Source organism: Ruegeria sp. AB8, from assembly GCF_056542605.1.
Genome location: NZ_JBQGAB010000003.1, coordinates 172,786 through 193,171, shown reverse-complemented (window position 1 = coordinate 193,171; position 20,386 = coordinate 172,786). Strand labels below are relative to the sequence as shown.

Annotated in this window: 20 protein-coding genes; 7 read left to right on the top strand and 13 right to left on the bottom strand. The window is 59.4% G+C overall.

The window, feature by feature from the left end:
- The first annotated feature begins 25 nt into the window (after nucleotides 1–25).
- Genes ACR0CG_RS04820 through ACR0CG_RS04810 form a run of 3 tightly spaced genes read left to right on the top strand, consistent with a single transcriptional unit; the run spans nucleotide 26 to nucleotide 2,306 of the window.
- Nucleotides 26–682, top strand: a complete 657-nt coding sequence (locus tag ACR0CG_RS04820) for a Tim44/TimA family putative adaptor protein (RefSeq protein ID WP_480523057.1) — start codon at nucleotides 26–28, stop codon at nucleotides 680–682.
- On the top strand, nucleotides 679–1,719 hold the full coding sequence (mltA, locus tag ACR0CG_RS04815) for a murein transglycosylase A (RefSeq protein WP_480523056.1): 1,041 nt from the start codon (nucleotides 679–681) through the stop codon (nucleotides 1,717–1,719). The genes ACR0CG_RS04820 and mltA overlap by 4 nt, the downstream gene beginning before the upstream one ends.
- Nucleotides 1,719–2,306 (top strand): Smr/MutS family protein, encoded by a 588-nt coding sequence (locus ACR0CG_RS04810; protein ID WP_480523055.1) that lies wholly within the window; start codon nucleotides 1,719–1,721, stop codon nucleotides 2,304–2,306. The genes mltA and ACR0CG_RS04810 overlap by 1 nt, the downstream gene beginning before the upstream one ends.
- On the opposite strand, the gene ACR0CG_RS04805 is transcribed toward ACR0CG_RS04810, so the two are convergent.
- The 3 genes from ACR0CG_RS04805 to hslU all read right to left on the bottom strand — a co-directional run bounded on the left by ACR0CG_RS04805 (nucleotide 2,303) and on the right by hslU (nucleotide 6,024).
- The gene (locus ACR0CG_RS04805) at nucleotides 2,303–3,523 is read right to left on the bottom strand and encodes an MFS transporter (protein WP_480523054.1); all 1,221 of its coding nucleotides are present in this window, start codon (nucleotides 3,521–3,523) and stop codon (nucleotides 2,303–2,305) included. The two genes, ACR0CG_RS04810 and ACR0CG_RS04805, sit on opposite strands and share 4 nt — an antisense overlap.
- On the bottom strand, nucleotides 3,520–4,620 hold the full coding sequence (locus tag ACR0CG_RS04800) for an alpha/beta hydrolase (RefSeq protein ID WP_480523053.1): 1,101 nt from the start codon (nucleotides 4,618–4,620) through the stop codon (nucleotides 3,520–3,522). Before ACR0CG_RS04800 ends, ACR0CG_RS04805 begins: the two co-directional genes overlap by 4 nt.
- Nucleotides 4,621–4,716: 96 nt before the next feature.
- Entirely contained in the window at nucleotides 4,717–6,024 is a 1,308-nt protein-coding gene (gene hslU, locus ACR0CG_RS04795; protein ID WP_170612785.1) for an ATP-dependent protease ATPase subunit HslU, read from the bottom strand.
- A 199-nt stretch (nucleotides 6,025–6,223) separates the two neighbouring features.
- Here hslU and ACR0CG_RS04790 point away from each other — a divergent pair, with 199 nt between their 5' ends.
- The 3 genes from ACR0CG_RS04790 (at nucleotide 6,224) to ACR0CG_RS04780 (ending at nucleotide 7,982) form a co-directional block, all read left to right on the top strand.
- On the top strand, nucleotides 6,224–6,625 hold the full coding sequence (locus ACR0CG_RS04790) for a DM13 domain-containing protein (RefSeq protein WP_480523052.1): 402 nt from the start codon (nucleotides 6,224–6,226) through the stop codon (nucleotides 6,623–6,625).
- A gap of 116 nt (nucleotides 6,626–6,741) precedes the next feature.
- Nucleotides 6,742–7,812 carry an MFS transporter gene (locus tag ACR0CG_RS04785; protein ID WP_480523051.1) on the top strand — a complete coding sequence of 357 codons (1,071 nt, stop codon included), beginning with the start codon at nucleotides 6,742–6,744 and terminating at the stop codon, nucleotides 7,810–7,812.
- Nucleotides 7,809–7,982 (top strand): hypothetical protein, encoded by a 174-nt coding sequence (locus tag ACR0CG_RS04780; RefSeq protein ID WP_480523050.1) that lies wholly within the window; start codon nucleotides 7,809–7,811, stop codon nucleotides 7,980–7,982. Before ACR0CG_RS04785 ends, ACR0CG_RS04780 begins: the two co-directional genes overlap by 4 nt.
- Here ACR0CG_RS04780 and hslV read toward each other — a convergent pair.
- Entirely contained in the window at nucleotides 7,974–8,531 is a 558-nt protein-coding gene (gene hslV / locus ACR0CG_RS04775; RefSeq protein ID WP_170680110.1) for an ATP-dependent protease subunit HslV, read from the bottom strand. The two genes, ACR0CG_RS04780 and hslV, sit on opposite strands and share 9 nt — an antisense overlap.
- 199 nt (nucleotides 8,532–8,730) lie before the next feature.
- On the opposite strand from hslV, the gene ACR0CG_RS04770 reads away from it, so the two are divergent.
- On the top strand, nucleotides 8,731–8,925 hold the full coding sequence (locus ACR0CG_RS04770) for a DUF1127 domain-containing protein (RefSeq protein ID WP_170612793.1): 195 nt from the start codon (nucleotides 8,731–8,733) through the stop codon (nucleotides 8,923–8,925).
- Nucleotides 8,926–8,982: 57 nt separating this feature from the next.
- On the opposite strand, the gene ACR0CG_RS04765 is transcribed toward ACR0CG_RS04770, so the two are convergent.
- The 9 genes from ACR0CG_RS04765 to ACR0CG_RS04725 all read right to left on the bottom strand — a co-directional run bounded on the left by ACR0CG_RS04765 (nucleotide 8,983) and on the right by ACR0CG_RS04725 (nucleotide 20,325).
- Nucleotides 8,983–9,345 carry a Lin0512 family protein gene (locus tag ACR0CG_RS04765; protein ID WP_480523049.1) on the bottom strand — a complete coding sequence of 121 codons (363 nt, stop codon included), beginning with the start codon at nucleotides 9,343–9,345 and terminating at the stop codon, nucleotides 8,983–8,985.
- Nucleotides 9,342–9,692, bottom strand: a complete 351-nt coding sequence (locus ACR0CG_RS04760) for a Lin0512 family protein (RefSeq protein WP_480523048.1) — start codon at nucleotides 9,690–9,692, stop codon at nucleotides 9,342–9,344. Before ACR0CG_RS04760 ends, ACR0CG_RS04765 begins: the two co-directional genes overlap by 4 nt.
- 268 nt (nucleotides 9,693–9,960) lie before the next feature.
- A complete protein-coding gene (gene trxA / locus ACR0CG_RS04755) occupies nucleotides 9,961–10,281 on the bottom strand; it encodes a thioredoxin (protein WP_170612799.1) in 321 nt (106 codons plus the stop codon).
- A gap of 60 nt (nucleotides 10,282–10,341) precedes the next feature.
- The gene (addA, locus tag ACR0CG_RS04750; protein ID WP_480523047.1) at nucleotides 10,342–13,701 is read right to left on the bottom strand and encodes a double-strand break repair helicase AddA; all 3,360 of its coding nucleotides are present in this window, start codon (nucleotides 13,699–13,701) and stop codon (nucleotides 10,342–10,344) included.
- Nucleotides 13,698–16,625 (bottom strand): double-strand break repair protein AddB, encoded by a 2,928-nt coding sequence (gene addB / locus ACR0CG_RS04745; RefSeq protein ID WP_480523046.1) that lies wholly within the window; start codon nucleotides 16,623–16,625, stop codon nucleotides 13,698–13,700. The genes addA and addB overlap by 4 nt, the downstream gene beginning before the upstream one ends.
- Entirely contained in the window at nucleotides 16,618–17,304 is a 687-nt protein-coding gene (locus ACR0CG_RS04740; protein WP_480523045.1) for a nucleotidyltransferase family protein, read from the bottom strand. The genes addB and ACR0CG_RS04740 overlap by 8 nt, the downstream gene beginning before the upstream one ends.
- Nucleotides 17,301–18,305 carry an aminoglycoside phosphotransferase family protein gene (locus ACR0CG_RS04735; RefSeq protein ID WP_480523044.1) on the bottom strand — a complete coding sequence of 335 codons (1,005 nt, stop codon included), beginning with the start codon at nucleotides 18,303–18,305 and terminating at the stop codon, nucleotides 17,301–17,303. Before ACR0CG_RS04735 ends, ACR0CG_RS04740 begins: the two co-directional genes overlap by 4 nt.
- A complete protein-coding gene (tsaE, locus tag ACR0CG_RS04730) occupies nucleotides 18,302–18,775 on the bottom strand; it encodes a tRNA (adenosine(37)-N6)-threonylcarbamoyltransferase complex ATPase subunit type 1 TsaE (protein WP_480523043.1) in 474 nt (157 codons plus the stop codon). The genes ACR0CG_RS04735 and tsaE overlap by 4 nt, the downstream gene beginning before the upstream one ends.
- A gap of 41 nt (nucleotides 18,776–18,816) precedes the next feature.
- Entirely contained in the window at nucleotides 18,817–20,325 is a 1,509-nt protein-coding gene (locus ACR0CG_RS04725) for a PAS-domain containing protein (protein ID WP_480523042.1), read from the bottom strand.
- Between the last annotated feature and the right edge of the window lie 61 nt (nucleotides 20,326–20,386).

Here is a 20,386-nt window from a genome sequence, read left to right as displayed (position 1 = left end):
GTCGCGGTTCTGAAAAGAGGATGAAATGAACGAACCCATGATCCAGCTGCTGGTCCTGGCCGGAATTGCCGTTTTCCTGATCCTGCGCCTGAAAAGCGTTCTGGGTACGCGTGAAGGTTTCGAGAAACCTCCTCTGCAGCAGCCCGGTTCCAACAAGGCACGCCGCGATTTTGAAGTGATCGACGGCGGCCCGGATCATGACATCACCGACCACGTTCCCGAAGACAGCGAGCAGGCCCAGACACTGGCCGCGATGAAACGGATCGAGCCCGGATTTTCCGTCACCGAATTCGTGCAGGGTGCACGCGGCGCTTACGAGATGATCGTGATGGGGTTCGAAAAGGGCAACCTGGACGAAATCCAGCCTTTCCTGTCGGAAGAGGTCTTTGACACTTTCGTTTCCGTTGTGGCCGACCGCGAAGACCGGGGCCTGACCATCGAAGCCGAATTCATCGGTGTGCGTGAAACCGTGCTGGCCGATGCCCGTTTCGACAAGGACACCAATCAGGCCGAGATCACCATGAAGTTTGTGGGTGAACTGACTTCGGTGGTGCGGGATCGTGGCGGGGACATCATCGAAGGTAGCCCCAACACGGTCAAACGCCAGAAGGACAGCTGGACCTTTGCCCGTGTCATGGGCTCGGATGATCCGAACTGGCTGCTTGTCGCCACGGACGCATGATTGCCACGCTCCGGTCGCTCTTACTGGTGGGCGCGATGACCGCCGCCAGCGCCGCCGGAGCCGAGGCGACGCGATCCATCCTGTCATTCGACGATCTGGATGGCTGGGCCGCCGACGATCACGGGGCGGCCCTTTCGGTTTTTCTGAACACCTGCAACGACCTGAATGACCCGGACTGGCGGGCCTTGTGCGGCGTGGCCAAGACTTATTCCCCTGACGCAGCCCGGGCCTTCTTTGAACTGTTCTTTCGCCCTGTCCTTGTCGAAGACGGCAAGGAGGCTTTGTTCACCGGGTATTTCGAGCCGGAACTGGACGGGTCCAGAACCCGATCGGATCGGTTCAGATATCCGCTATATAAAATTCCGCCCGAGGCACGCGCTGCCGACAAATGGCTGAGCCGCCGCGAAATCCTGACGGGCGAGGCCATGGCCGGGCGCGGGCTTGAGATTGCGTGGGTCGACGATCCGGTTGAGCTGTTCTTTCTTCAGATTCAGGGCTCGGGGCGAATTCGCCTGCCCGATGGCAGCGCCTTGCGCGTCGGATATGGCGGCGCGAACGGCCACCCCTATCGGTCGATCGGGGTCGAGCTAATCAGGCGCGGTGTTCTTGGCGCACACGAGGTCAGCGCCCAGATGATCCGGGCCTGGGTACGCAAGAACCCCGAGGCTGGTGCGGAACTGTTGTTCCACAACCCGTCCTATGTGTTCTTCCGCGAAGTCACACGGGTTGCTCCAGACCGGGGACCGCTGGGTGCCATGAACCGATCGGTCACGACCATGCGCAGTATTGCGACGGACCCGGCCTATACGCCGCTGGGAGCACCAGTCTGGTTGGAAAAGGATGGGGCAAATCCGCTGCGCCGCCTGATGATCGCGCAAGACACTGGTGCGGCCATCAAGGGCGCGCAGCGTGCCGATATCTTTTTCGGAACCGGCGACACCGCCGGTCAGGCTGCAGGGAGGCTGAAGGATCCGGGCCGCATGGTTGTGTTGCTGCCGATTCAGCGCGCTTATGCCATGTCGCCGGATGAGTTGTGATGTCCCGCCGAAAGCTCACCGCAGAAGAGGTGGAATTGTGGCGAAAGGTTGCGAAACGGGCCGAGCGTTTGCACCCCGAGATTCCGCAGACGATCCACCCGACCGTTTTGCCGAAACCCAAGCCGAACCGGCAGCCAAAACCGAGATTTGACGAGTTTGAACTGGGGCAGAAAGCAACGACAAATCCGGCGCAACATGCCCTGAAACCCGCAATTGGAGACAGTCTGCGGGCAAGTCCGGTGCAGATGGACACCAAGGCCTTTGCGCGAATGAAGCGCGGCAAGCTGAAGCCGGAAGGCAAGCTGGACCTGCACGGAATGCGCGTGGACACGGCACATCCGGCTCTGGTGCGGTTTGTTCTGACTGCGCAGGCTTCTGGCAAGCGTCTGGTTCTGGTTGTCACTGGCAAAGGCAAGGACAGGGATGAGCCCGGACCGATCCCGACGCCGCGGGGTGTCCTGCGCAATCAGGTTCCGCAATGGCTGTCGTTGCCGCCACTGGCGCAGGCCGTCCTTCAGATAACACCCGCCCATATCAGCCACGGGGGCGACGGAGCCTATTACGTGTACCTGCGCCGAACGCGTTAAAGTGTGCGTGCGGCTTGTGTGATACCGATCCAAGTTACCCCGCAGACCAGAATGAAAAACCCTCCGATCCAGAGAAACTGGGTCGCAAGCGGAATGCCGGTATCAATCAGAATGCCCGTCAGTCCGGGGCCGATGGCCGACCCAAGCACCATGATCGCTGTTGCCAATGCCTTGATCGCACCGATGTGGCGCGTTCCGTAAAACTCGGCCCAGAATGCGCTGGGCAGCGTGCTGTTGGCCCCGACGGTCAGCGCCAGAAGGACCAGACCGGTCAGGGCGCCACCAATCGAACCGGTGAAGGACAGAACAAGAAACCCCAGCGCCATAGGCAACTGGTAAAACGGCATAATGCGCGCCGTACCCCATTTGTCCAACGCCCAGCCCGCCGCAAACATAGACAGCACGCCGACTGCGGTGAAGACCGGGAACAGCGCCACCAGTTCGATATGAAGCCAGCCTTTGACCTCGGCCAGATGAACCTGATGAAAAAAGAAGGCCGTGATGAAGGCGGACGGACCCAACAATGCAGGTGCCATGAACCAGAACAGCGGATGCAAAAGCGCGTCCCGGCGGGTCCAGTGGCGGCCCTGCATGCCGGTGGCGGTATATTCACTGGCCAGACTTTGAGGTGTTCGTTCCTGGCGTAGCAGTCGGATCAGGATCGGTATTCCCAACGCAGTGACGGCAGCGCAAACAAGCCACAGTGTTCGCCAGTCGAGATGGGCCATTGCAGCGACAAAGATCAGGGGCAAAAGCGCCTCGCCGATGGAAAACCCGACCGAGGCGATGGCAAGCGCCCTGCCCCGCGTTGCGGTAAACCATCGCGCCATGGCGACCAGCGCCAGATGGGTGCTCATCCCCTGTCCAAACAGGCGGAGAAGGAAAACGACCAATGGCAGCAGAACAACCAACTGGTTCAGCGCCATCGCTGCTGTGGCCACCGCCAGCCCCGTCAGAACCGCCGGGCCCAGCGCCCGCACGCGAAAGATATCGGTCAGCCCTCCGGCCCAGACCATCAACACCGCAGACATCAGCGTGCCCAGCGAATAGAGGCTTCCCCATGCACCGTGGCTCAGGCCGAATTCGGACCGGATCTGGCCCGAGAAGATCGAGATAAAGAAGGTCTGCCCGAAACTCGACAGAAAGGTCAGCAGCGCCCCCGCGCTCAGCCAGCTTGCGTTCTGGGCAAGATACCGACGCAGGCCGCCCGGGTTCACGGAGTCGTAACCTCGGCCTGCCCTGTTTCAGTCAGGACTATTTCGGTTGCACCGTCCGGGTTCCGCTGGTTTGGCGGGACAAGAATGTCGATAGCCGGTCTATCTTCCGGCCCGAACGTATTGTTGACGCGTCTGAGCGAGCTGAGGATCGCCAGCAGCGCCGGAGAAGTCGCAGCCACAAAATGCGATGATTCTGCATCGCTGTTAAATGCGGTGGTGTCGATCACGCTGATCGGAAATTCTTCAAGACTGTCGATCGAGCTGATGTTGCCCAACCGCTCACCCTCATCCGTTCCGCGCAAACGGGCCGAGATGTTCAGAATCCTGTCCTTTTGCGAAACCATGACGAGAAACGGATCCGGCGGGGACTTGATCCGTTCCATCTGCGAGCGGAACAGATCCACGTCCAGATCCGGTGAAATCAGAACCACGCCTTCCAGGTTCCTTTTGGCCCAGCCGGGTTCCTGCAACTCGGCCTGACGCATCATCTCCATTGTCAGAGCGCTTCCCATGGAATGCGCGACCAGAATGACCCGCTTGACCCCCATTGATTTCAAAGAGCGAATGGTCTGTTCCAGCCCGTCACGGGCGAACAGCATGCTGTCCAGATCATAGGCATAGCCAAAGCCTGTCGCACGGCTGGGCCATGAATAGACCAGAGTGTTTCCGGGCAGGCCGATATCGTGGGACAATTGTGCGGCCCGAAACAAGGTCTCGGTCTGGGTCGAGTTGTATCCGTGCACAAAAATTGTGACGTCTTCTTTGCCGCGCAAATGGGTTTTCAGGTCCTGCGGCCCATCCAGTTCGGTGACGTTCGCTAACACGAACTCTTTCTTCGGATTTGGGTTGGCGTAGGAGAACTTCAGGGTTCCCGGGGTGTGATTTGGCGGAATCGAAACCGTGGTTTCCAGGTAGCGCAAGGATTCGCCGCGACGGAACCCGTATGACCCATTCGCCTCTTTGGCGCGGGTCGTGGTTGCCAGGATCGTCTTGGGCGTGCCGACAACCGCAGCCGAAGGCACGATTTCAGACACCGTCCTGTCGACACAGGCGCTGAGTGAAAGACAGGCAAGCAGCAGGATCAGATGGCGCAACACGGACAATCCCCGGATCAGGTTTGCGCCAAGCTATCGAATTCTCGCCCCACGTCCAGCGGCGCGGGGTAGAAGAAAGGCAAAATCCGGCTGAGCGTGTTACAAAACGTAACGGCTGAGATCGGTGGATTTGGTCAGTTCACCCAGATTGCTGCTGACAAATTCCGCGTCGACCGTGATTTCCGTTCCGGCCTTGTCGGGGGCGGCGAAAGACAATTCTTCGAACACGCGCTCCATCACGGTGTACAGCCGCCGCGCACCGATGTTTTCGACGCTCTGGTTCACATCCGCCGCAATGCGGGCAAGCGCCGCGATGCCATCCTCGCTGAACCGGACAGTAACATCCTCGGTCCCCATCAGCGCGGTATACTGAAGGGTCAGGGCGTTGTCGGTTTCAGTCAGGATGCGCACAAAGTCTTCTTCCGTCAGGGCGCGCAGTTCGACCCTGATCGGCAGACGCCCCTGAAGTTCCGGCAACAGGTCCGAGGGCTTGGCGATGTGGAACGCCCCGGAGGCGATAAACAGGATGTGGTCTGTTTTGACGGGGCCATGCTTGGTGGATACGGTTGTGCCTTCAATCAAAGGCAAGAGGTCCCGCTGAACCCCTTCCCGGCTGACATCAGCGCCGCGTGCGTCAGAGCGGGCGCAAACCTTGTCGATCTCATCCAGAAATACGATGCCGTTCTGTTCGACGGATTCCAGCGCCACGCGGTTGACCGTTTCATCATCCAGCAGCTTGTCGGCCTCTTCCCCGATCAGGGCATCGTAGCTTTCGGCGACAGTCATCTTGCGTTTGACCGTGCGTCCGCCAAAGGCCTTGCCGAAGATGTCGCCCAGGTTCATCATCCCCATCTGGCTGCCGGGTTGGCCGGGAATGTCGAACATCGGCATCGGGCTCGAGGTGTCCGAGAGTTCCAGCTCGATCACCGTATCGTCCAGCTCACCGGATTTCAGTTTTTTGCGAAACATCTCGCGCGTGCCTTCGCGGGCGTCTTCCCCGGCTATGGCGGCGATGACCCGGTCTTCGGCGGCCTGATGGGCGCGCGCCTTGACGTCTTCGCGCATGAACTCGCGGGTCTGCAGGATGGCGGCGTCCGCCAGATCCCGCACGATCTGTTCCACGTCGCGCCCGACATAGCCGACCTCGGTAAACTTGGTGGCCTCGACCTTGATGAAGGGCGCGCGGGCCAGTTTGGCCAGACGACGGCTGATCTCGGTCTTGCCGACGCCGGTGGGGCCGATCATCAGGATATTTTTCGGATAGACCTCGTCCCGGATGTCGTCAGGCAACTGCTTGCGCCGCCAGCGGTTTCGCAGCGCGACGGCAACCGCACGTTTGGCATCCTTCTGGCCAATGATGAAGCGGTCCAGTTCCGAGACAATCTCGCGCGGGGTCAGGTCGGTCATATGCACTCAATCCGTTTGTTTCGAAGCGGAACCTAATCATAAGGCGCGAAAACACAAGCCGATCACGAAAACATCACGCCAACACACGGTGCGCACACAGAAATTCGTCCCGAAGTGATTGGAGTATGCGGCGAGGCCTGCGGCATAACGTACAACATCGGGCAAACCAGCCCGTGTCTACCAATGGAGAAAACTCATCATGATGACTCGTCGCTCGCTCTTTGTGAAAGCCGCTGCAGCCGGCGCGGCACTGACATTGACCAGTGCCAATGTCGCCGTTGCTGGCGGTGCCAAAAAGAAAGGCACGTTCGAGGGCCGTTCGAAGCACATCACCTCGGGTTCGGTGAAGCTGGTCAAGAATGGAGACCGCTACATTGTCGAACTGGGCGACGATTTCTCGCTGGATGGCGGGCCCGACCCGCGTGTCGCTTTCGGCAAGGACGGATCATATGATCCTGACAGCAAGCTGGGTGCGCTGCTGAACCTGACCGGCAAACAATCCTATGCCGTTCCGCCGACCATGGATGTTTCCGGCTACAACGAAGTTTACATCTGGTGCGAGGTCGCGGGCGTGCCGTTGGGCGTGGCATCGCTGAACTGATCCGCACGCGATCAGGACTGCCGGGGGCCGGGTAAAACCCGGCCTTTTGCATGGTGTTAGGTGTCAGGACACCTGTCTGCTACACTCACCCCATTTGAAGAAACGGGGCGGGTTGCATGACTAAGATTGCCAAAATCACTTTGTTGTTTGTTGTATTTGTAGATCTGATCGGACAGGGACTGGTCTTTCCCATCATCAACTCACTGATCATGGAGACGAAGTCCGGGTTTCTGCCGGAAAATACGCCGGTCGGTCGGCGGCATTTCTACTATGGTCTGGTGATTGGCTGCTTTTTCCTGTCCTGGTTTCTGGGCGTTGTCTACGTGTCCAAAGTCTCGGATTCGATCGGGCGCAAGAACGCTTTGCTGGTTTGTCTGAGCGGAGCGCTTGCGGGGTACGCCATCACCATCGCGGCGCTTTACCTCAACAGTTTGCTGCTGCTGATTGCCGGCCGGTCAATCACCGGCTTTACCGCCGGAAACCAACCCATTGCACAGGCGGCAATGATTGATGGCAGTACGGATGCGGCGGACCGGGACCGAAACATGGGCTATATCGTGACCGGCGTCAGCTTTGGTCTGGTGGGCGGCCCGATCATTGGTGCGGTTCTTTCGGATGCTGCTCTGTTGGGTGGTGCGGCCACACTCAAAACGCCGTTCTATGGAGCCTTCGTTCTGGTTTTGATCGCGATTTTCCTGGTGCTGTTCTATTTCAAGGACACAAGAACCGAACGCACGGCCTTTGTCTTCCGTCCCCGTGACGTCACCGACAGCCTGATCGCAGTCCGCGGGCATCCCATGGTGTTGAAGATCCTGCCTGTCTATTCGTTCTTCATGATCGCCAACGTCACGTTTTATGTGTTCGTGGATAATTTCCTGACCAGCGCTTTCGGCTACGGTGTGATCGGCGGCAGTATGGCGATGGTGGTTATCGGCTTTGCGTTGGCGTTCTCAAGCACGTTCCTTGTGAAACCAGCACAGGAGAGATTCAGCAAACACAGCATTATCTATACATCGCTTGTGGTCATGATCATCTGCGGCATCGCCTTTGCGTTCAGCCCCAGCGGTGTATTCAGCTACGTGCCGGTGTTCTTCTTCTACTTCCTGTTCGGCGTGGCCTATCCGACCATGCTGGGCCTGTTCTCTTCATCGGTCAGCGAACGGATCAGGGTTGGGTCATGGGCGTGACCACTGCGGTGTTTTGCCTGGCCGGAGGCGTCATGTCGCTGGTCGGCGGCGGCTTGATGAGCATCGACATCCGCGTACCTTACTACATCGTGGTCATTGCCGCGATACTGGGCCTGATCGGAATGCACCGCCGCTGGAAGGGGAAGGAGATCTCGGCCCTGTTAGCCTGAGATCGTTTCAACCGTCAGCTTGCCGTTGGTGTACACACAAATGTCCGCCGCAATCGCCATGGATTGCCGGGCGACGTCTTCCGCCGACTTGTCGCTGTCCATCATCGCGCGCGCAGCGGCCAGAGCGAAATTTCCGCCTGATCCAATGGCTGCCACGTTGTGTTCAGGCTCAAGCACATCCCCTGCCCCGGTGATCACGAACAGATCCTTGCCGTCGGTGACAATCAGCATCGCCTCGAGCTTTTGCAGATATTTGTCTGTCCGCCAGTCCTTGGCAAGCTCGACCGAGGCGCGCGCCAGCTGGCCCGGCGTCGCCTCAAGCTTGGTCTCCAGCCGCTCGAGCAGGGTAAAGGCATCTGCGGTGGAACCGGCAAAGCCTGCAACAATCTCGAACCCGCCGGGCGACAAACGGCGCACCTTGCGGGCCGTTCCCTTGATCACGGTCTGCCCCAGGCTGACCTGCCCGTCACCGGCAATGACAACCTTTCCGCCCTTTTTGACACCGATGATCGTTGTGCCGTGCCATCCGGGAAAGTCGCTGTCCGCCATGAAAGCCTCCGTTTGTTGTCCGGGCTCATATATGGGCTGCGCTGATGTTATGCGCAACCGCTTCCCGAAGTGCCTAATTGATATGCACAAAATGCATTGCGGGTTTACCAGACCAGCATTTGTGAGTCCGTGCCGGGCATACTAGATGAGGATCACAACCGACAACGGGTCGGCTGTTTCTGTTAGAAGGAATGCGCAAATGGCAACCACCGCAAACATCCATGCGCCGCTCGGAGCAGCTACCATCCTGCACGTAGTGGACGCATTCACCGGAGCTTTCGAAGCTGCCGCACAGTGGAACGAATCCCGCAAGACCCGCAAGGCGCTGTCAGTTCTGTCCGACGCCCAGCTGGATGATATCGGCCTGACCCGCGCCGACATCAAAAACCTCTGATTTCAAAGCAAGTCAGACCATGAGATGAGCCGCTCGACCGAGCGGCTTTTTTCTTTTTCAGGACTGCACGAACTTTCCCGACTGATCCGGTAAAAAGGCCTCGATGGCGGCGGTCGCAACAACGTGCCGGGTGCCGGCGTCGCTGTCTTCGATATCCAGTCCGCCCTTGACGGCGCGCACCTGCGCCCGCCCCCGGGGCAGATCGGCGGCGACCAGATCGCAATCCACAAAATCAGGGTTCTGAACGCCGATTGTCACCTGGACCCGCATTTCCGAGTGATCGATACCCAGCTTCGAAAACAGCGTGATCGAAGAATGATGCAACGCGTCCTGAACCGCCCGGCGCGCAGCCTTGGTGTAATCCTGACCGTATAGGTCATTTCCGGTTCCCATTTCCAGAATGATGCGTTTTTCGGTCATTGCGCAGGCTCCATATCGAAGGAAACGATGACGGCCGCGTTGGCGATGACCGTGCAGCCATCGGAATTCGGTTTGTCGATGTCCAGACCGCCATGCGTCACCGTGATATTGGGCTGCCCGTAAGGGAATACGTCTTTCAGAATCTGGGTGTCGACCTTGTCCGGCTGCTGCACACCGATTTGCGCATCGATGATCATTGCTTGCTTTGGGAAATCAAACAGCTCGGCCATATTGACGGAGTTGTGCCACAATGCATCCTTGATGGCCCGCAACGCAGCCTCGGTATAGTCCTCGCGCCGCAAAGACGTCCCCATGCCGAATTCAACCAGAACCCGAGTTTTTGCCATATTTGACGACCCTCCTGTCAGACTTTTGGCCAGGGCACCCTGAAAACCGGATGCGCTAACGCATTGAAATACGCCCTTTCAGGTAAGGACAAGTGATGCAGGTGTTGTGCAATGGCCCTTTGGTGACAGTTGCGGGGCTTCGGTCAAATATCCAGTCGTGCGATGTCGGGCAGTCAAGGGAATGCTGGTAAATTCGCAGCCCCTTCTGACCAGATGGCCAAAAAAACGCCCCGCGAAAACGGGGCGTCTTATGCCGAATTTCACAGGGTCAGATGGATTCGTCGATCCAGCTTTGCAGCGCCGCCTTCGGTGCCGCACCAGCGCGGTTGGATACCACCTGACCGTCCTTGAAAATGAACAGGGCCGGAATACCGCGCACGCCCATGGCGGCGGCAGCGTTCGGGTTGCTGTCCACGTCAACTTTGGCAATTTTTACCTTGCCGCCATATTCCGCAGCCAGTTCTTCCAGGGCCGGACCGATCTGCTTGCAAGGTCCGCACCATTCTGCCCAGAAATCCACTACAACGGGGATATCCGAATTCTTGACTTCGGCGTCAAAGGTCTCGTCAGTAACGGCAACGGTCGACATATTCTGTCTCCTGAATGGGGTAAACTCGGGCTGAGAACGTAGGGGCCGATGCAGGCAACGTCAAGATACGCGGGAGCGGGTCAGAGCATCTGTCACAAGATCGTGTGGCAGCCACATGAGCCGGGCGGTTCGGGTCCAAAGTATCGCGGTGCGGATAGTGCGCCCGGGATAAATCTGCGACAGCACGCAGGCATAGGCGCCCATTTGGCGCAACAGGCCTTCGGGGCATTGCTCTGCAGTGTCAGGGACAGTGAAATTCGATTTGAAATCAATCGCCTGAACTTCGGTTTCCGTCACGATAAGACGGTCAATGACACCGTGCATCCGTTGGCCGTTCAATTCGCCCGAGATCGGAACTTCGGCCAATGTATCTGGCGCAAACACCAAGGATAGCTGGTCGCAGGTCAGCACGCGCGTTGCCTCTGCCATCAGCTCCAGCCTCTCCGCTTCGTGCATATCAGGCAAAAGGCGGGCGCAAAGCTGAGCCCAGCGTTCCTGAGAAATGGATGGAAGGTGTTCGAGCAGCAGATGCAATTGCGTCCCGCGCAGCTTGGCGGCGTCTTCGTCCAGACCAGCATCGCCGGGCAACGCCTTGGCACCGCCCAGATCCGAAGGGCTTATTGTTTCCGCTGTTTTGGGTGCTTCCCCGGCGGGCCGCAGAAACATCTGCGGCAAGTCCGTCGTGCTTGCCACGTACTGCTCCTGTTCCGTCAGAGCCAGTCCGTCCCAGTCGCAATGCGCCAACCTGAGTGTGTCTGTTCCCGGCAGCCGGGTGGCACCCGCCTGTTCCAATGCGCCTTTGACCATCTGATACCAGCTGCCATCCGCCGGTCCCACATCGCCGGCCGCAGCCACTATCAGCCACTTTTCGGCCCGTGTCAGAGCCACATAGAGCAATCTCAGCCGTTCATTTTCTTCCCGTTCCCGAGCCGTGTTTCGCGCCTGCGAGATCAGCACAGGCGATGCGTCCGAGGGGACTTTCCACAAGGGCAAATCATCCGCAACCATGATCTCGGCATCACGTGGCGGCTGTCGCTTGGCGGTGTCCGGCAGGATCACGATTGGGGCTTCCAGCCCTTTTGAGCCATGAACGGTCATAACGCGGATCATGTTGCCCACACCGCTCATCTGGCGCTTGATTTCCAGATCGTCGGTCTGCATCCAGACCAGAAATCCGGTCAGGCTGGGAACATCCGTCCGCTCATAGGCCAGCGCCTGCGACAACAGCGCGTTGATACCGTCCTCGGCTTCGGCCCCCAGACGGCCCAGCAGTTTGCGCCGTCCATCATGGCGCGTAAGGATACGCTCGATCAGGTCATAGGGGCGCAGAAAGTCGATCTGAGCCCGAAGATCGTTCAGAACCGCACTGGTTTCAGGAAACTCATCTGCCCGCCTGCGAAGCGCTGCCCACAGAAACTCCTCGGACCTGCGGTGCGCCAGATCAAAAAGCTGCTGTTCCGACCATCCAAACAACGGGGATTTCAGAACCGTGGCCAGCGACAGGCTGTCTTCGGGCGTGGCCAAAAAACTCAGCAACGCGGCAAGGTCCCTGACCGCCAGTTCCGCCCCGACCTTCAGCCGATCAGCTCCGGCGATGGGCAATCCCTGTGCCTTGCAGGCGCGGATAATCTCGGCAAACAGGTCCGAGCGGCGCTGCACCAGGATCAGGAAATCGCCCGGTTCAATCCGTCGACGTACAAAGCTGCCTGGGTCTTCGCCATCTTCCGGAATGGTTTCACCACTTTCGATCATGCCCTTGATCGAATGTGCCACCTGTTCCGCCAGAATGACTGTGTGATGGCGTGCGCCGGGCCGGTCGACCGGATCGGTCCAGTCGCCGTCCTCTTCATCCTCGACCTTTTCCACGACCGGCCACAGATCGACGCGACCGGGAAGATCTGCCTTGAAGGCGCGGTGGAGCGAGTCCTTGTGAAACCCTGCATCTGTCTTGTTTTTAAACAGGACATCGACCAGCGCCAGAATGGCGCTGGAGGACCGGAACGAGAATTCAAGTGTGGAATCCCACAGTTTAGAGCCTGATTCCTGGAGTTTTCGCCCAAATTCTGCCTGCATCCGGTCAAAGGCCTGCGGGTCGGCGCCCTGAAAGGAATAGATCGACTGTTTCTTGTCACCGACTACAAAAATCGTACGTTCGACCCCGGACCGGGCCCCTTCCCCGCTGGTGAATTCCTGTGCCAGCTTTTCAACCACATCCCATTGATCCGGGCTTGTGTCCTGTGCCTCGTCCACAAGGATATGGTCGATGCCGCCATCCAATCGATACAACACCCATTCCGCCACGGCCGGATCGTTCAGCACATGGCGCGCGCGCAGGATCAGGTCATCAAAGTCCAGCCAGCCGCGCAATTGCTTGCGTCTTTCGTACTCCGGCAGAAAAGCGGACGCGAAACGATGCAGAACCCGCGATTTCTGCGCCGCCGTCAATGCAAGCCGCTTTTCCCGCGCGGCTTCGACACGCAGCATCAGCGCCTCAAGCTGTGGCATCCAGTCCGCAAGGGCGCCCTCGCGCAGAGCCTTGGTCGGGAAGCTGTTGGTTTTGGCGGCAAAGGGCTCCTTTGCGCCTTTTCCCGTCAGCAAAACGGATTCCAGTAGCGGCAGATGCCCAATCCGCGCCTCGGTGAATCCTGTAAGCTTGGCCGCCGCCTTGGCATTGTTGCTGCCGCTTTCGGTCAACGCAGGCAGTAGTGACTGGATCAAATCGACCTCACCGCCCAGAAAGACGCTGCTCGACAGGGCGTTTTCATCGAAACCAGGCGGCAGGTCAAAGTGTTTCAGCAGCGCGTCCCAATCCAGAGGATGAGAAAACAGGTTCCTCTTTTGCGTGATGGCGGCCGTCAACTTGTCGAAACCGGTATCCGTGACAAACCGGGCAATGTCTTCGACCAACCCGGATTGTGGACCTTCTGCGAAGTTTTCGATGATTTCTTCCCGCAAAAGGGCGGCTGCGCGGTCTTCCATTTCGGCAAACTGCGGGCTGACGCCGGCTTCCAGCGGGAAGCGCCGCAGAAGCGATGCGCAGAATGAGTGGATCGTCTGTATCTTCAACCCGCCGGGCGTTTCGATGGCACGCGCGAACAGGGTTCTGGCCTGCGCCAGCCGCCCGGGGTCAATGATGCCCGGAACCCCCAGTTCGGTCAGTTGCGCCAACAACTGCGAATCGCCCAACATCGCCCATTCGCCAAGGCGTTTGAACAACCGGTTCTGCATCTCGCTGGCGGCGGCCTTGGTATAGGTCAGGCACAGGATATGCTGCGGCTGCACGCCGCCTAGCAACAACCGCGCCACCCGGTCGGTCAGAACCCGCGTCTTGCCGGACCCCGCGTTGGCCGCAAGCCAGGTCGAGGCATCGGGTCGCGCGGCCTGCACCTGCCGTTCGGTTGCATCGTTGCGGGCTTTCATGTCAGGTCCTCGGGCGCCGTTTCGTCCGTGCGATCCCATTCCCCGAACCGCGCCAGATGATCATAGTCGCCAATATCAGTGTCCTTGTGCAGCATCCGACGCGACGAAAAGCCCTGATCAGGCTCTAAATAGGCAGAAATAAGCTCTTTCAGCTCGGCCAGAACTTTGTCGGAAGGTTCCTTGGCCAGCGGCGCGGGCACCTCTTTGTAGGTGCCGCCCATACCGATGAACACCGCCTCGGCCACTGGCAAGGGGTCGAATCCTTCGATGCCGCCCTGCTCGGCCATTGCGGCCTCGATGAGAAGCTGTTTGTCGAATTTGGCCTGTTGGCTTTCGGTCGGCGGCACACCGGTTTTGTAGTCGATAATGCGCAGTGCGCCACGGCTGTTGCGATCGATCCTGTCGGCGCGCCCGGCGATCGTGAAGTCCAGCGGTGCAAGAACCAGCTTCATTGCCGTTTCGAAGGCCACTGGTCCGCCATCGCTTCGCCGCCCGGTTTCGGCAAGCAGGAATGCGTCGGCGATCCTTTCCAGACGCGCCAACCAAAGTTTTCGCGCAGTCGGCCAGGCGACGTGCTGTTCCAGCAACGTCGCTGCGCGTTTGAGGAAATTCTCGCGCGTCAGCAAGGCGGAATCCAGAACACTGTCTTCGATGAAATGTTCCAGAATTTCGTGAATGACGATGCCGCGCAACAACGCGTCCGGAGCCTGTACCAGTGGGTCCAGCGGCCTCAGCCGCAGCACGTGTTTGGCGTACACAGCATAAGGATCACGGATCAGCCGCTTGATTTCGGTGACGCTCAAACGGCGCGGACGTGCGGCAACCGGGGGGCGTGGCGAGGGGCGATGCGCCGAAGCGATATCGGGCGCGTGTTCCAGCGCTTCGCTCCAACGCAGATAGCTTTGGCCGCGCGCCCGCATTTCGGACAGGGCATCGGGCCCACCCTGATCCGGCAGGCCCTGCAACAGGTTGGTCAGGCGGTTCAGCCAGCGCGACGGGACGGTTTCCGCGTCATCCGACCGGGTTGCCCGGGTCAGCCACACTTCGGGCGCGCCGACGGCCTGCTGGAAATCATGGGCTGACAGACCAATGCGACGCTCGGGCAGCAGCAGACCAGCTTGGCTGCGCATTTGCCGGTTCAACCACGGATCGGGGGCAGCGGCCTCGGGCCAGCTGCCTTCGTTCAACCCGCCAAGGATCAGCAGGTCAGCGCCTTGCACGCGCGCCTCCAGGGTGCCCCAGATCATGATATTAGGGTGCGGCGCGTCCCGGTCGCGCACCTCTTCCGTTGCCAGCAACGCGCCCAGAAGATCGGCGAAATCATGGGCGTTCATCTGGCCGCCATATGGGGCTTCGTTCTCCAGCGCGGTCAAAACGGACAAGGCCTTTTGGCCAGCGTTCTTGTCCCATAGTTTGCCTGGGTCGCCCTTACTGCCCGCAGAAATCGCTTCGGCAAGTGCGCGCAGGTTTTCCACCCATTCCGCCAACGGACGCTCACCTGCAACCACCTGATCGCAGAAATGAGTGGTGACCCAGCGCACCCAGTCGTCCGAAACATCCTTGCGGATCGCAAATGCGCTCAGGCTGGTACTGTCGGGGAACGGCGGGCCGTACCGCCGCAGATCCAGTTCCAGATCGCGGGTATGAAGCAAATGCGCCCCTCGCTCGGCGCCGTCATGACACAGCGGGTGTTTGAGCAGGGTCAGGAGGGCCTCACCCTCAAGTCGTCGGACGAACAAGCCGGCAACGTGGCGTAGAAACCGGCCGGGCGGCGACAGTTGCAGGGGCAGGCCGGCGCTGTCATCCGGCAGGATGTTCCAGCGGTCCAGCGCGGCACTGACCTGACGGGTCAGCATTCGGTCAGGTGTGATCAGGGCGGCGGTCTGGCCGGTTTCCGCCGCCTCGCGCAACCGCAGCGCGATGGCCAATGCTTCGCTCCGGGGGGATGCGGCTTCGACAAGGGTCAAATTCTGTGTTGCACCGGCCAGATCGGTCAGTCGCGGACCTTCTGTCATCCACGCGTCGGTGATCGGTGCCGGGCGTAATGCCAGTGAAATCAGCTTGTTGCGCGCGGGTGAGGGTGGCTGGTCGGCGGTCCAACTGGTGATTTGACCGGGCGTCAAACCCAGCAGAGTCATCAGCTTTCGAAACCGGAACTGGGGGTGATCTTCCGAGGTCAGCGCCTCATCCAGTCCTTCCCAGACTTCATTCGGTTGATCGAAATCGAAGCCCGGAAGGATCAGCGCGCCTTGTGGCAGCCTTGCGACGGCTTCCATCAGCATCTGGGTCGTGCCACGCGATCCGGTTGACCCGGCAAGAATGATGGGGTGTTCGGGCGGGTCGTTCCGCCAGCGGTCAATCAGGTTATTGACGACGCGCCGTTGCCGTGCCTGCGTGTCCAGGGCGTCTTCGCCGGTGTTGATGAATCGATCGGCGATGCCAAAGAATTGCTGTGCGCGGGCCCAATGGCCGGACATGTCGCTGACATCCAGTTGCCGGATGGCGTCTGGTGATACGCCTTCGCCTTGCATTTCGTCGATCAGGCTGGCCAGACTGTCCGCCAGATCGAAGACGGAAGACCTTGCCGCCAGATCGGGTTGTTGGTCCAGCAGTTTCGCCACCAGCTGGGTCAGTTCCAGTCGCCGACGCAGCGCTGGAATGGCCGGAGGCACCTGCGCCAGATCAACCGATTCCCCCAGATCTGTCACCAGCGAGATTCTTGGCAACAGGCAGGGCGGTCCCTGATCGAACAAGTCCCTCACGCGGCGGGCCATGCGGCGGGTATTCACCACCAGTTGCACCGGCGCCAGCGCTTCAGGCGCGAGTTCCGCACTGCGCGCCCTTAACCCCTGCACCAGCACTTTTGGAAAGTCTGCCCCGGGGGGAACCGCAAAAACACGGGGCAGGATGCCGGGTTCAAACATTGTCCAGCAACCCTTCGGCCATTGCGATGCCTTCGGGGCGGCCAACGTCGCACCAGCGACCAGGATAGGTCAGGGCGAACAGACGATCCTGCTGTTGCATCTGATCCCACAACAGGTTCAGCGAAAAGACCGGTTGCTGAAACCCGTGCAAACCGTCCGTTCGAAGGATCTGAGCACCCCCATATACCAGCCGTCCGCCGCGCGTGATGCGCCCTGCTTCGTCTGCCGAAAAATCGCCCGATCCTGAATGTCCGATTGTCTGCGCGACAGGAATACACATCAAAAGCGCGTCCATCCGGTCAGGGTTCCATGCCGCGCGCAGTAATGTCAGCGGGTTCGGCCCCGACCAGATTGCATCGGTGTTCAGAGTAAACACCGGATCAGACCCTAACAAAGGCAAAGCCGCCCGCAATCCGCCACCGGTTTCCAGTACTTCGGGCGATTCCCGTGACAATAAAACTCCCCGAGGAGCCAGGTGCGCCGCGAGCTGATCCGCATGATAGTGCAGATTGGCAACGACATGCTGGGGGCCAAGATCGTTAACCAGATCCAGTGCGTGATCGATCAGCGGTTTGCCGGCAACTTCGATCAGCGGTTTGGGCCGGTCTTTGGTCAATGCCCCCATACGGGTGCCAAACCCGGCGGCGAACAGCATGACAGCTTCGGGCGGTCGGGTCATTGCGGTCTTAGCCTGGCCAGGTTTTCGGGTGTCGGCGCGGGCAGGGATTCGCGCAGCAGATCAGCCACTGATACCAGCGCCGGGTGCTCGAGGTCCCGCATCAGATGCGACCACGTGGCCGGGATCAGATCGACATAGTGCGGTTTGCCATATTCGGTCGCCAGACGCGCGAACCCGCCCAGAATGCGCAGGTTCCGCTGTGCCCCCAGAACGCTGTACGCGGTGCGGAAATCGTGATCATCCATTCCGGTTGCGGCGATGTACCGGTTGACCATGCGCATTTCGGTACCCGGCGAGACTGAACGGCGCACATCCTGCAACAGCGACATCAGATCGTAGGCGGGATGGCCCAGCATGGCGGTCTGGAAATCCAGCAAACCCACTTTGTGCAAACCGTCCCGATCGGGCATCCAGATCAGATTTTCTGCATGATAATCCCGCAACACAACAACTTTCGCGCCCGAAGTTTCGCGGTGCAGGATATCCTGGAACCGGCGTTCAAACAGGTCGCGCGCGTCTTCGTCATGCGAACCCAGAATGCCTTGTGCATATTTGGTAAAGGACAACGCGGCCAACTCGGTCATCAGCGAAGGCCCGTACGACGGCAAAGACAGTGTCGGCGCGTTGTGAAGATGGATCAGAACGTCGGTTGCGGCCTCATACAAGGCAAGTTCCTGTTTGGGGTTCTTTTCCAGAACACGGGCAAACAGATCGTCGCCCAGATCCTCGAGCAGCAGAAACCCGAACTCCATGTCTTCGGCATAGATTTCGGGTGCGTTCAGACCGTTTGACCGCAGATATTCCGCGACGCGCACGAATTGCGCGACATCCTCGGCCTTGTCCGGCGGGGCGTCCATGAATACGGCCGTGCGCCCGGTATCCGGGTCTGTCAGGCGCTCATAACGGCGATTGGACGCATCACCTGCCAATGCTGCGCGTGAGGCGTTCGCCCAGGGTGTTTGCTCAATCAGTGCTTTGGCCAGCACTGCGCGGTTGGTCATGCGGCGGTCTCCAGTTTGGGTGCCCATTTCGGGTCGGACCAGGACAGGGTCAGGTGTCTTGTGTCGGGTAAATCAGGGTCGGTGCGAAATTTCAACGCAAGGGCCGCGTCAGGCATAAGCGGACCCAGTTTCTCGGGCCATTCGATCAGGCAGATTGCAGTGTCGAATGCCTCGGTCAGGCCCAGCTCCTCGATCTCTTCAACGGCACTTAACCGATACAGATCGCAATGCCAGATTTCTCCGGCCGGGGTGTCATAGGCCTGAACCAGCGTGAAAGTTGGCGAGGGTACGTCTTCGGGTACATCCATCAAGGACTGGATCAGACTGCGGGCAAAATGAGTCTTGCCGCCGCCAATCTCACCTTCCAGCAACAGGGTGTCGCCCGGCGCCAAGCCGGCTGCGACCCGGGTTGCGAAATCCGCAGTTTCTTCCGGCGAATTCAAGGTGATCGAGAGTGGGGTTCGTGTCATGGCGCCACAATGAACCTGCGCCCGTTCGGCTGCAACCCGGTTCAGGCGCTGATCTGTTGTCGCACCATAGGCTTGCTGACGGTTTTCCCGTCCGCAAAGCGCACGATGGTTGCGCCGTTCTGCATCGGACTGACGGTGCAAAGGATGTGCGTTCCGTCGCGCATGAACAGCTCGCCGGACCATTCGGCCCGATTGTCTCGCATTTCAACAAAATCACGGATCTCGCCCAACAAGGGCGTTGCAGCACAGCGTTGTTGCCATCTCCGTGTGACCTCAAGAACCGATTCCGGTTCGAACCCGGTCTGGCCTGTGTCCTGCCACAACACGCGATACGCATCATTCGTGCAGGCCAGCGTCCCGTCATCGGCAAACACCGCAATTGCATCTGCGAGCTTGTCCAGGATCGATTGCATCAGGTCCATTTCCGAACGGAACCTTCGGGTCAACGTGATTTCCGCGGTGATATCCTCGAACAGAAACGCAACCGCCCCGTCAGGATGAGGTCGCCCGCTGACCGAATAGACGGACCCGGAGGGCAGAGACCATGTTTCCTGATAATTCCCGTCCTCGGCGGCTTCCAGAAGATCATTCATCTGGCGGCGCCAGCTGCGGTAATTCTTGGGTTCGGGCATCATGTGTTGATCGCGCAGACGGTCAAAGAAACTTGACAGGCTGGGGCGGCAACTCAGGAAATCCGGGGGCAGGGTGGTCAGGTCGATCAGGGCCGGATTGAACAGGGCCAGTTGCCGGTTGCGGTCGAAGATGACCAGACCGATGGACAGCTGGGCAAAGGTCTTGGTCATCGTCTGAACGAATTTGCGCTGCGTGTTTTCGGCGGCGACAATGGCGTTTATGTCAACGGCATAGCACAGCAGCCCTTCGGCGTGATCGACCAGCGTCAAATCGAACCAAAGCTTGCTGTCACTTTCTTTGACGTCTGCAGAAACCCGGATCCTGGTATTCAGGCGCGTATCGTCGGCCAGCGTTTGAAACAGAGGGTCTGTCAAATCGGCATCCTGTCCGCGCACTTTTCGGACCAGTGAAACATAGGCTGCGTTGCACCACCGGACACTGGCCTGATGATCCAGCAGCCAAACCGGATAGGGGGCCTGGTCCATGGCAAGTCGGATCGGGTCATTGGCGTCGCGTCTTACATGGGTGGCGGCATTGCACTGTTCCCGCAACTGAACCCGCACAACGCCGTCGATCCATTCACACACCACCTCGCGCCCGACCGTGCAATCGATCGCCGGGACCACCAGCGTCCCGGCGCTTCGGACGCAATCCGGCGTTTCGGGAAAGCTTGGGAAATCCCGATGCAGCAACCGGCGCAGATCGCCCCACTCGGCGACTTTGTCGAACCCTGTCAAAGCGATGTCCGAGTGGCTGATCAGGCGACTTTCGTCAAACAGGAAGACGGTGTCGAACAAAGACGAAGGCGAAGCCAACCCGAAACTGGCATCGTATTGCGCCTTGCGGGGCAACAGCCACTGCACTGCGAAACAGGATGAAACCAGACTGATTGCGACAAGGATGATCCAGTCGGCCATATGATCTCCGCCACCAGTAAAGTTGGGCCGGACTATGGTCTTGATTAGTTAACGGTTTCTT

Bases quoted from the DNA above. Each gene is read 5' to 3' on its own strand.
- ACR0CG_RS04820 (WP_480523057.1), top strand. From the start codon at position 26: ATGAACGAACCCATGATCCAGCTGCTGGTCCTGGCCGGAATTGCCGTT.
- mltA (WP_480523056.1), top strand. From the start codon at position 679: ATGATTGCCACGCTCCGGTCGCTCTTACTGGTGGGCGCGATGACCGCC.
- ACR0CG_RS04810 (WP_480523055.1), top strand. From the start codon at position 1,719: ATGTCCCGCCGAAAGCTCACCGCAGAAGAGGTGGAATTGTGGCGAAAG.
- hslU (WP_170612785.1), bottom strand. From the start codon at position 6,024: ATGACCGACCTGACCCCGCGCGAGATTGTCTCGGAACTGGACCGCTTC.
- ACR0CG_RS04790 (WP_480523052.1), top strand. From the start codon at position 6,224: ATGATGACTCGTCGCTCGCTCTTTGTGAAAGCCGCTGCAGCCGGCGCG.
- ACR0CG_RS04785 (WP_480523051.1), top strand. From the start codon at position 6,742: ATGACTAAGATTGCCAAAATCACTTTGTTGTTTGTTGTATTTGTAGAT.
- hslV (WP_170680110.1), bottom strand. From the start codon at position 8,531: ATGGCGGACAGCGACTTTCCCGGATGGCACGGCACAACGATCATCGGT.
- ACR0CG_RS04770 (WP_170612793.1), top strand. From the start codon at position 8,731: ATGGCAACCACCGCAAACATCCATGCGCCGCTCGGAGCAGCTACCATC.
- ACR0CG_RS04765 (WP_480523049.1), bottom strand. From the start codon at position 9,345: ATGACCGAAAAACGCATCATTCTGGAAATGGGAACCGGAAATGACCTA.
- ACR0CG_RS04760 (WP_480523048.1), bottom strand. From the start codon at position 9,692: ATGGCAAAAACTCGGGTTCTGGTTGAATTCGGCATGGGGACGTCTTTG.
- trxA (WP_170612799.1), bottom strand. From the start codon at position 10,281: ATGTCGACCGTTGCCGTTACTGACGAGACCTTTGACGCCGAAGTCAAG.
- addA (WP_480523047.1), bottom strand. From the start codon at position 13,701: ATGAAAGCCCGCAACGATGCAACCGAACGGCAGGTGCAGGCCGCGCGA.
- addB (WP_480523046.1), bottom strand. From the start codon at position 16,625: ATGTTTGAACCCGGCATCCTGCCCCGTGTTTTTGCGGTTCCCCCCGGG.
- ACR0CG_RS04740 (WP_480523045.1), bottom strand. From the start codon at position 17,304: ATGACCCGACCGCCCGAAGCTGTCATGCTGTTCGCCGCCGGGTTTGGC.
- ACR0CG_RS04735 (WP_480523044.1), bottom strand. From the start codon at position 18,305: ATGACCAACCGCGCAGTGCTGGCCAAAGCACTGATTGAGCAAACACCC.
- tsaE (WP_480523043.1), bottom strand. From the start codon at position 18,775: ATGACACGAACCCCACTCTCGATCACCTTGAATTCGCCGGAAGAAACT.
- ACR0CG_RS04725 (WP_480523042.1), bottom strand. From the start codon at position 20,325: ATGGCCGACTGGATCATCCTTGTCGCAATCAGTCTGGTTTCATCCTGT.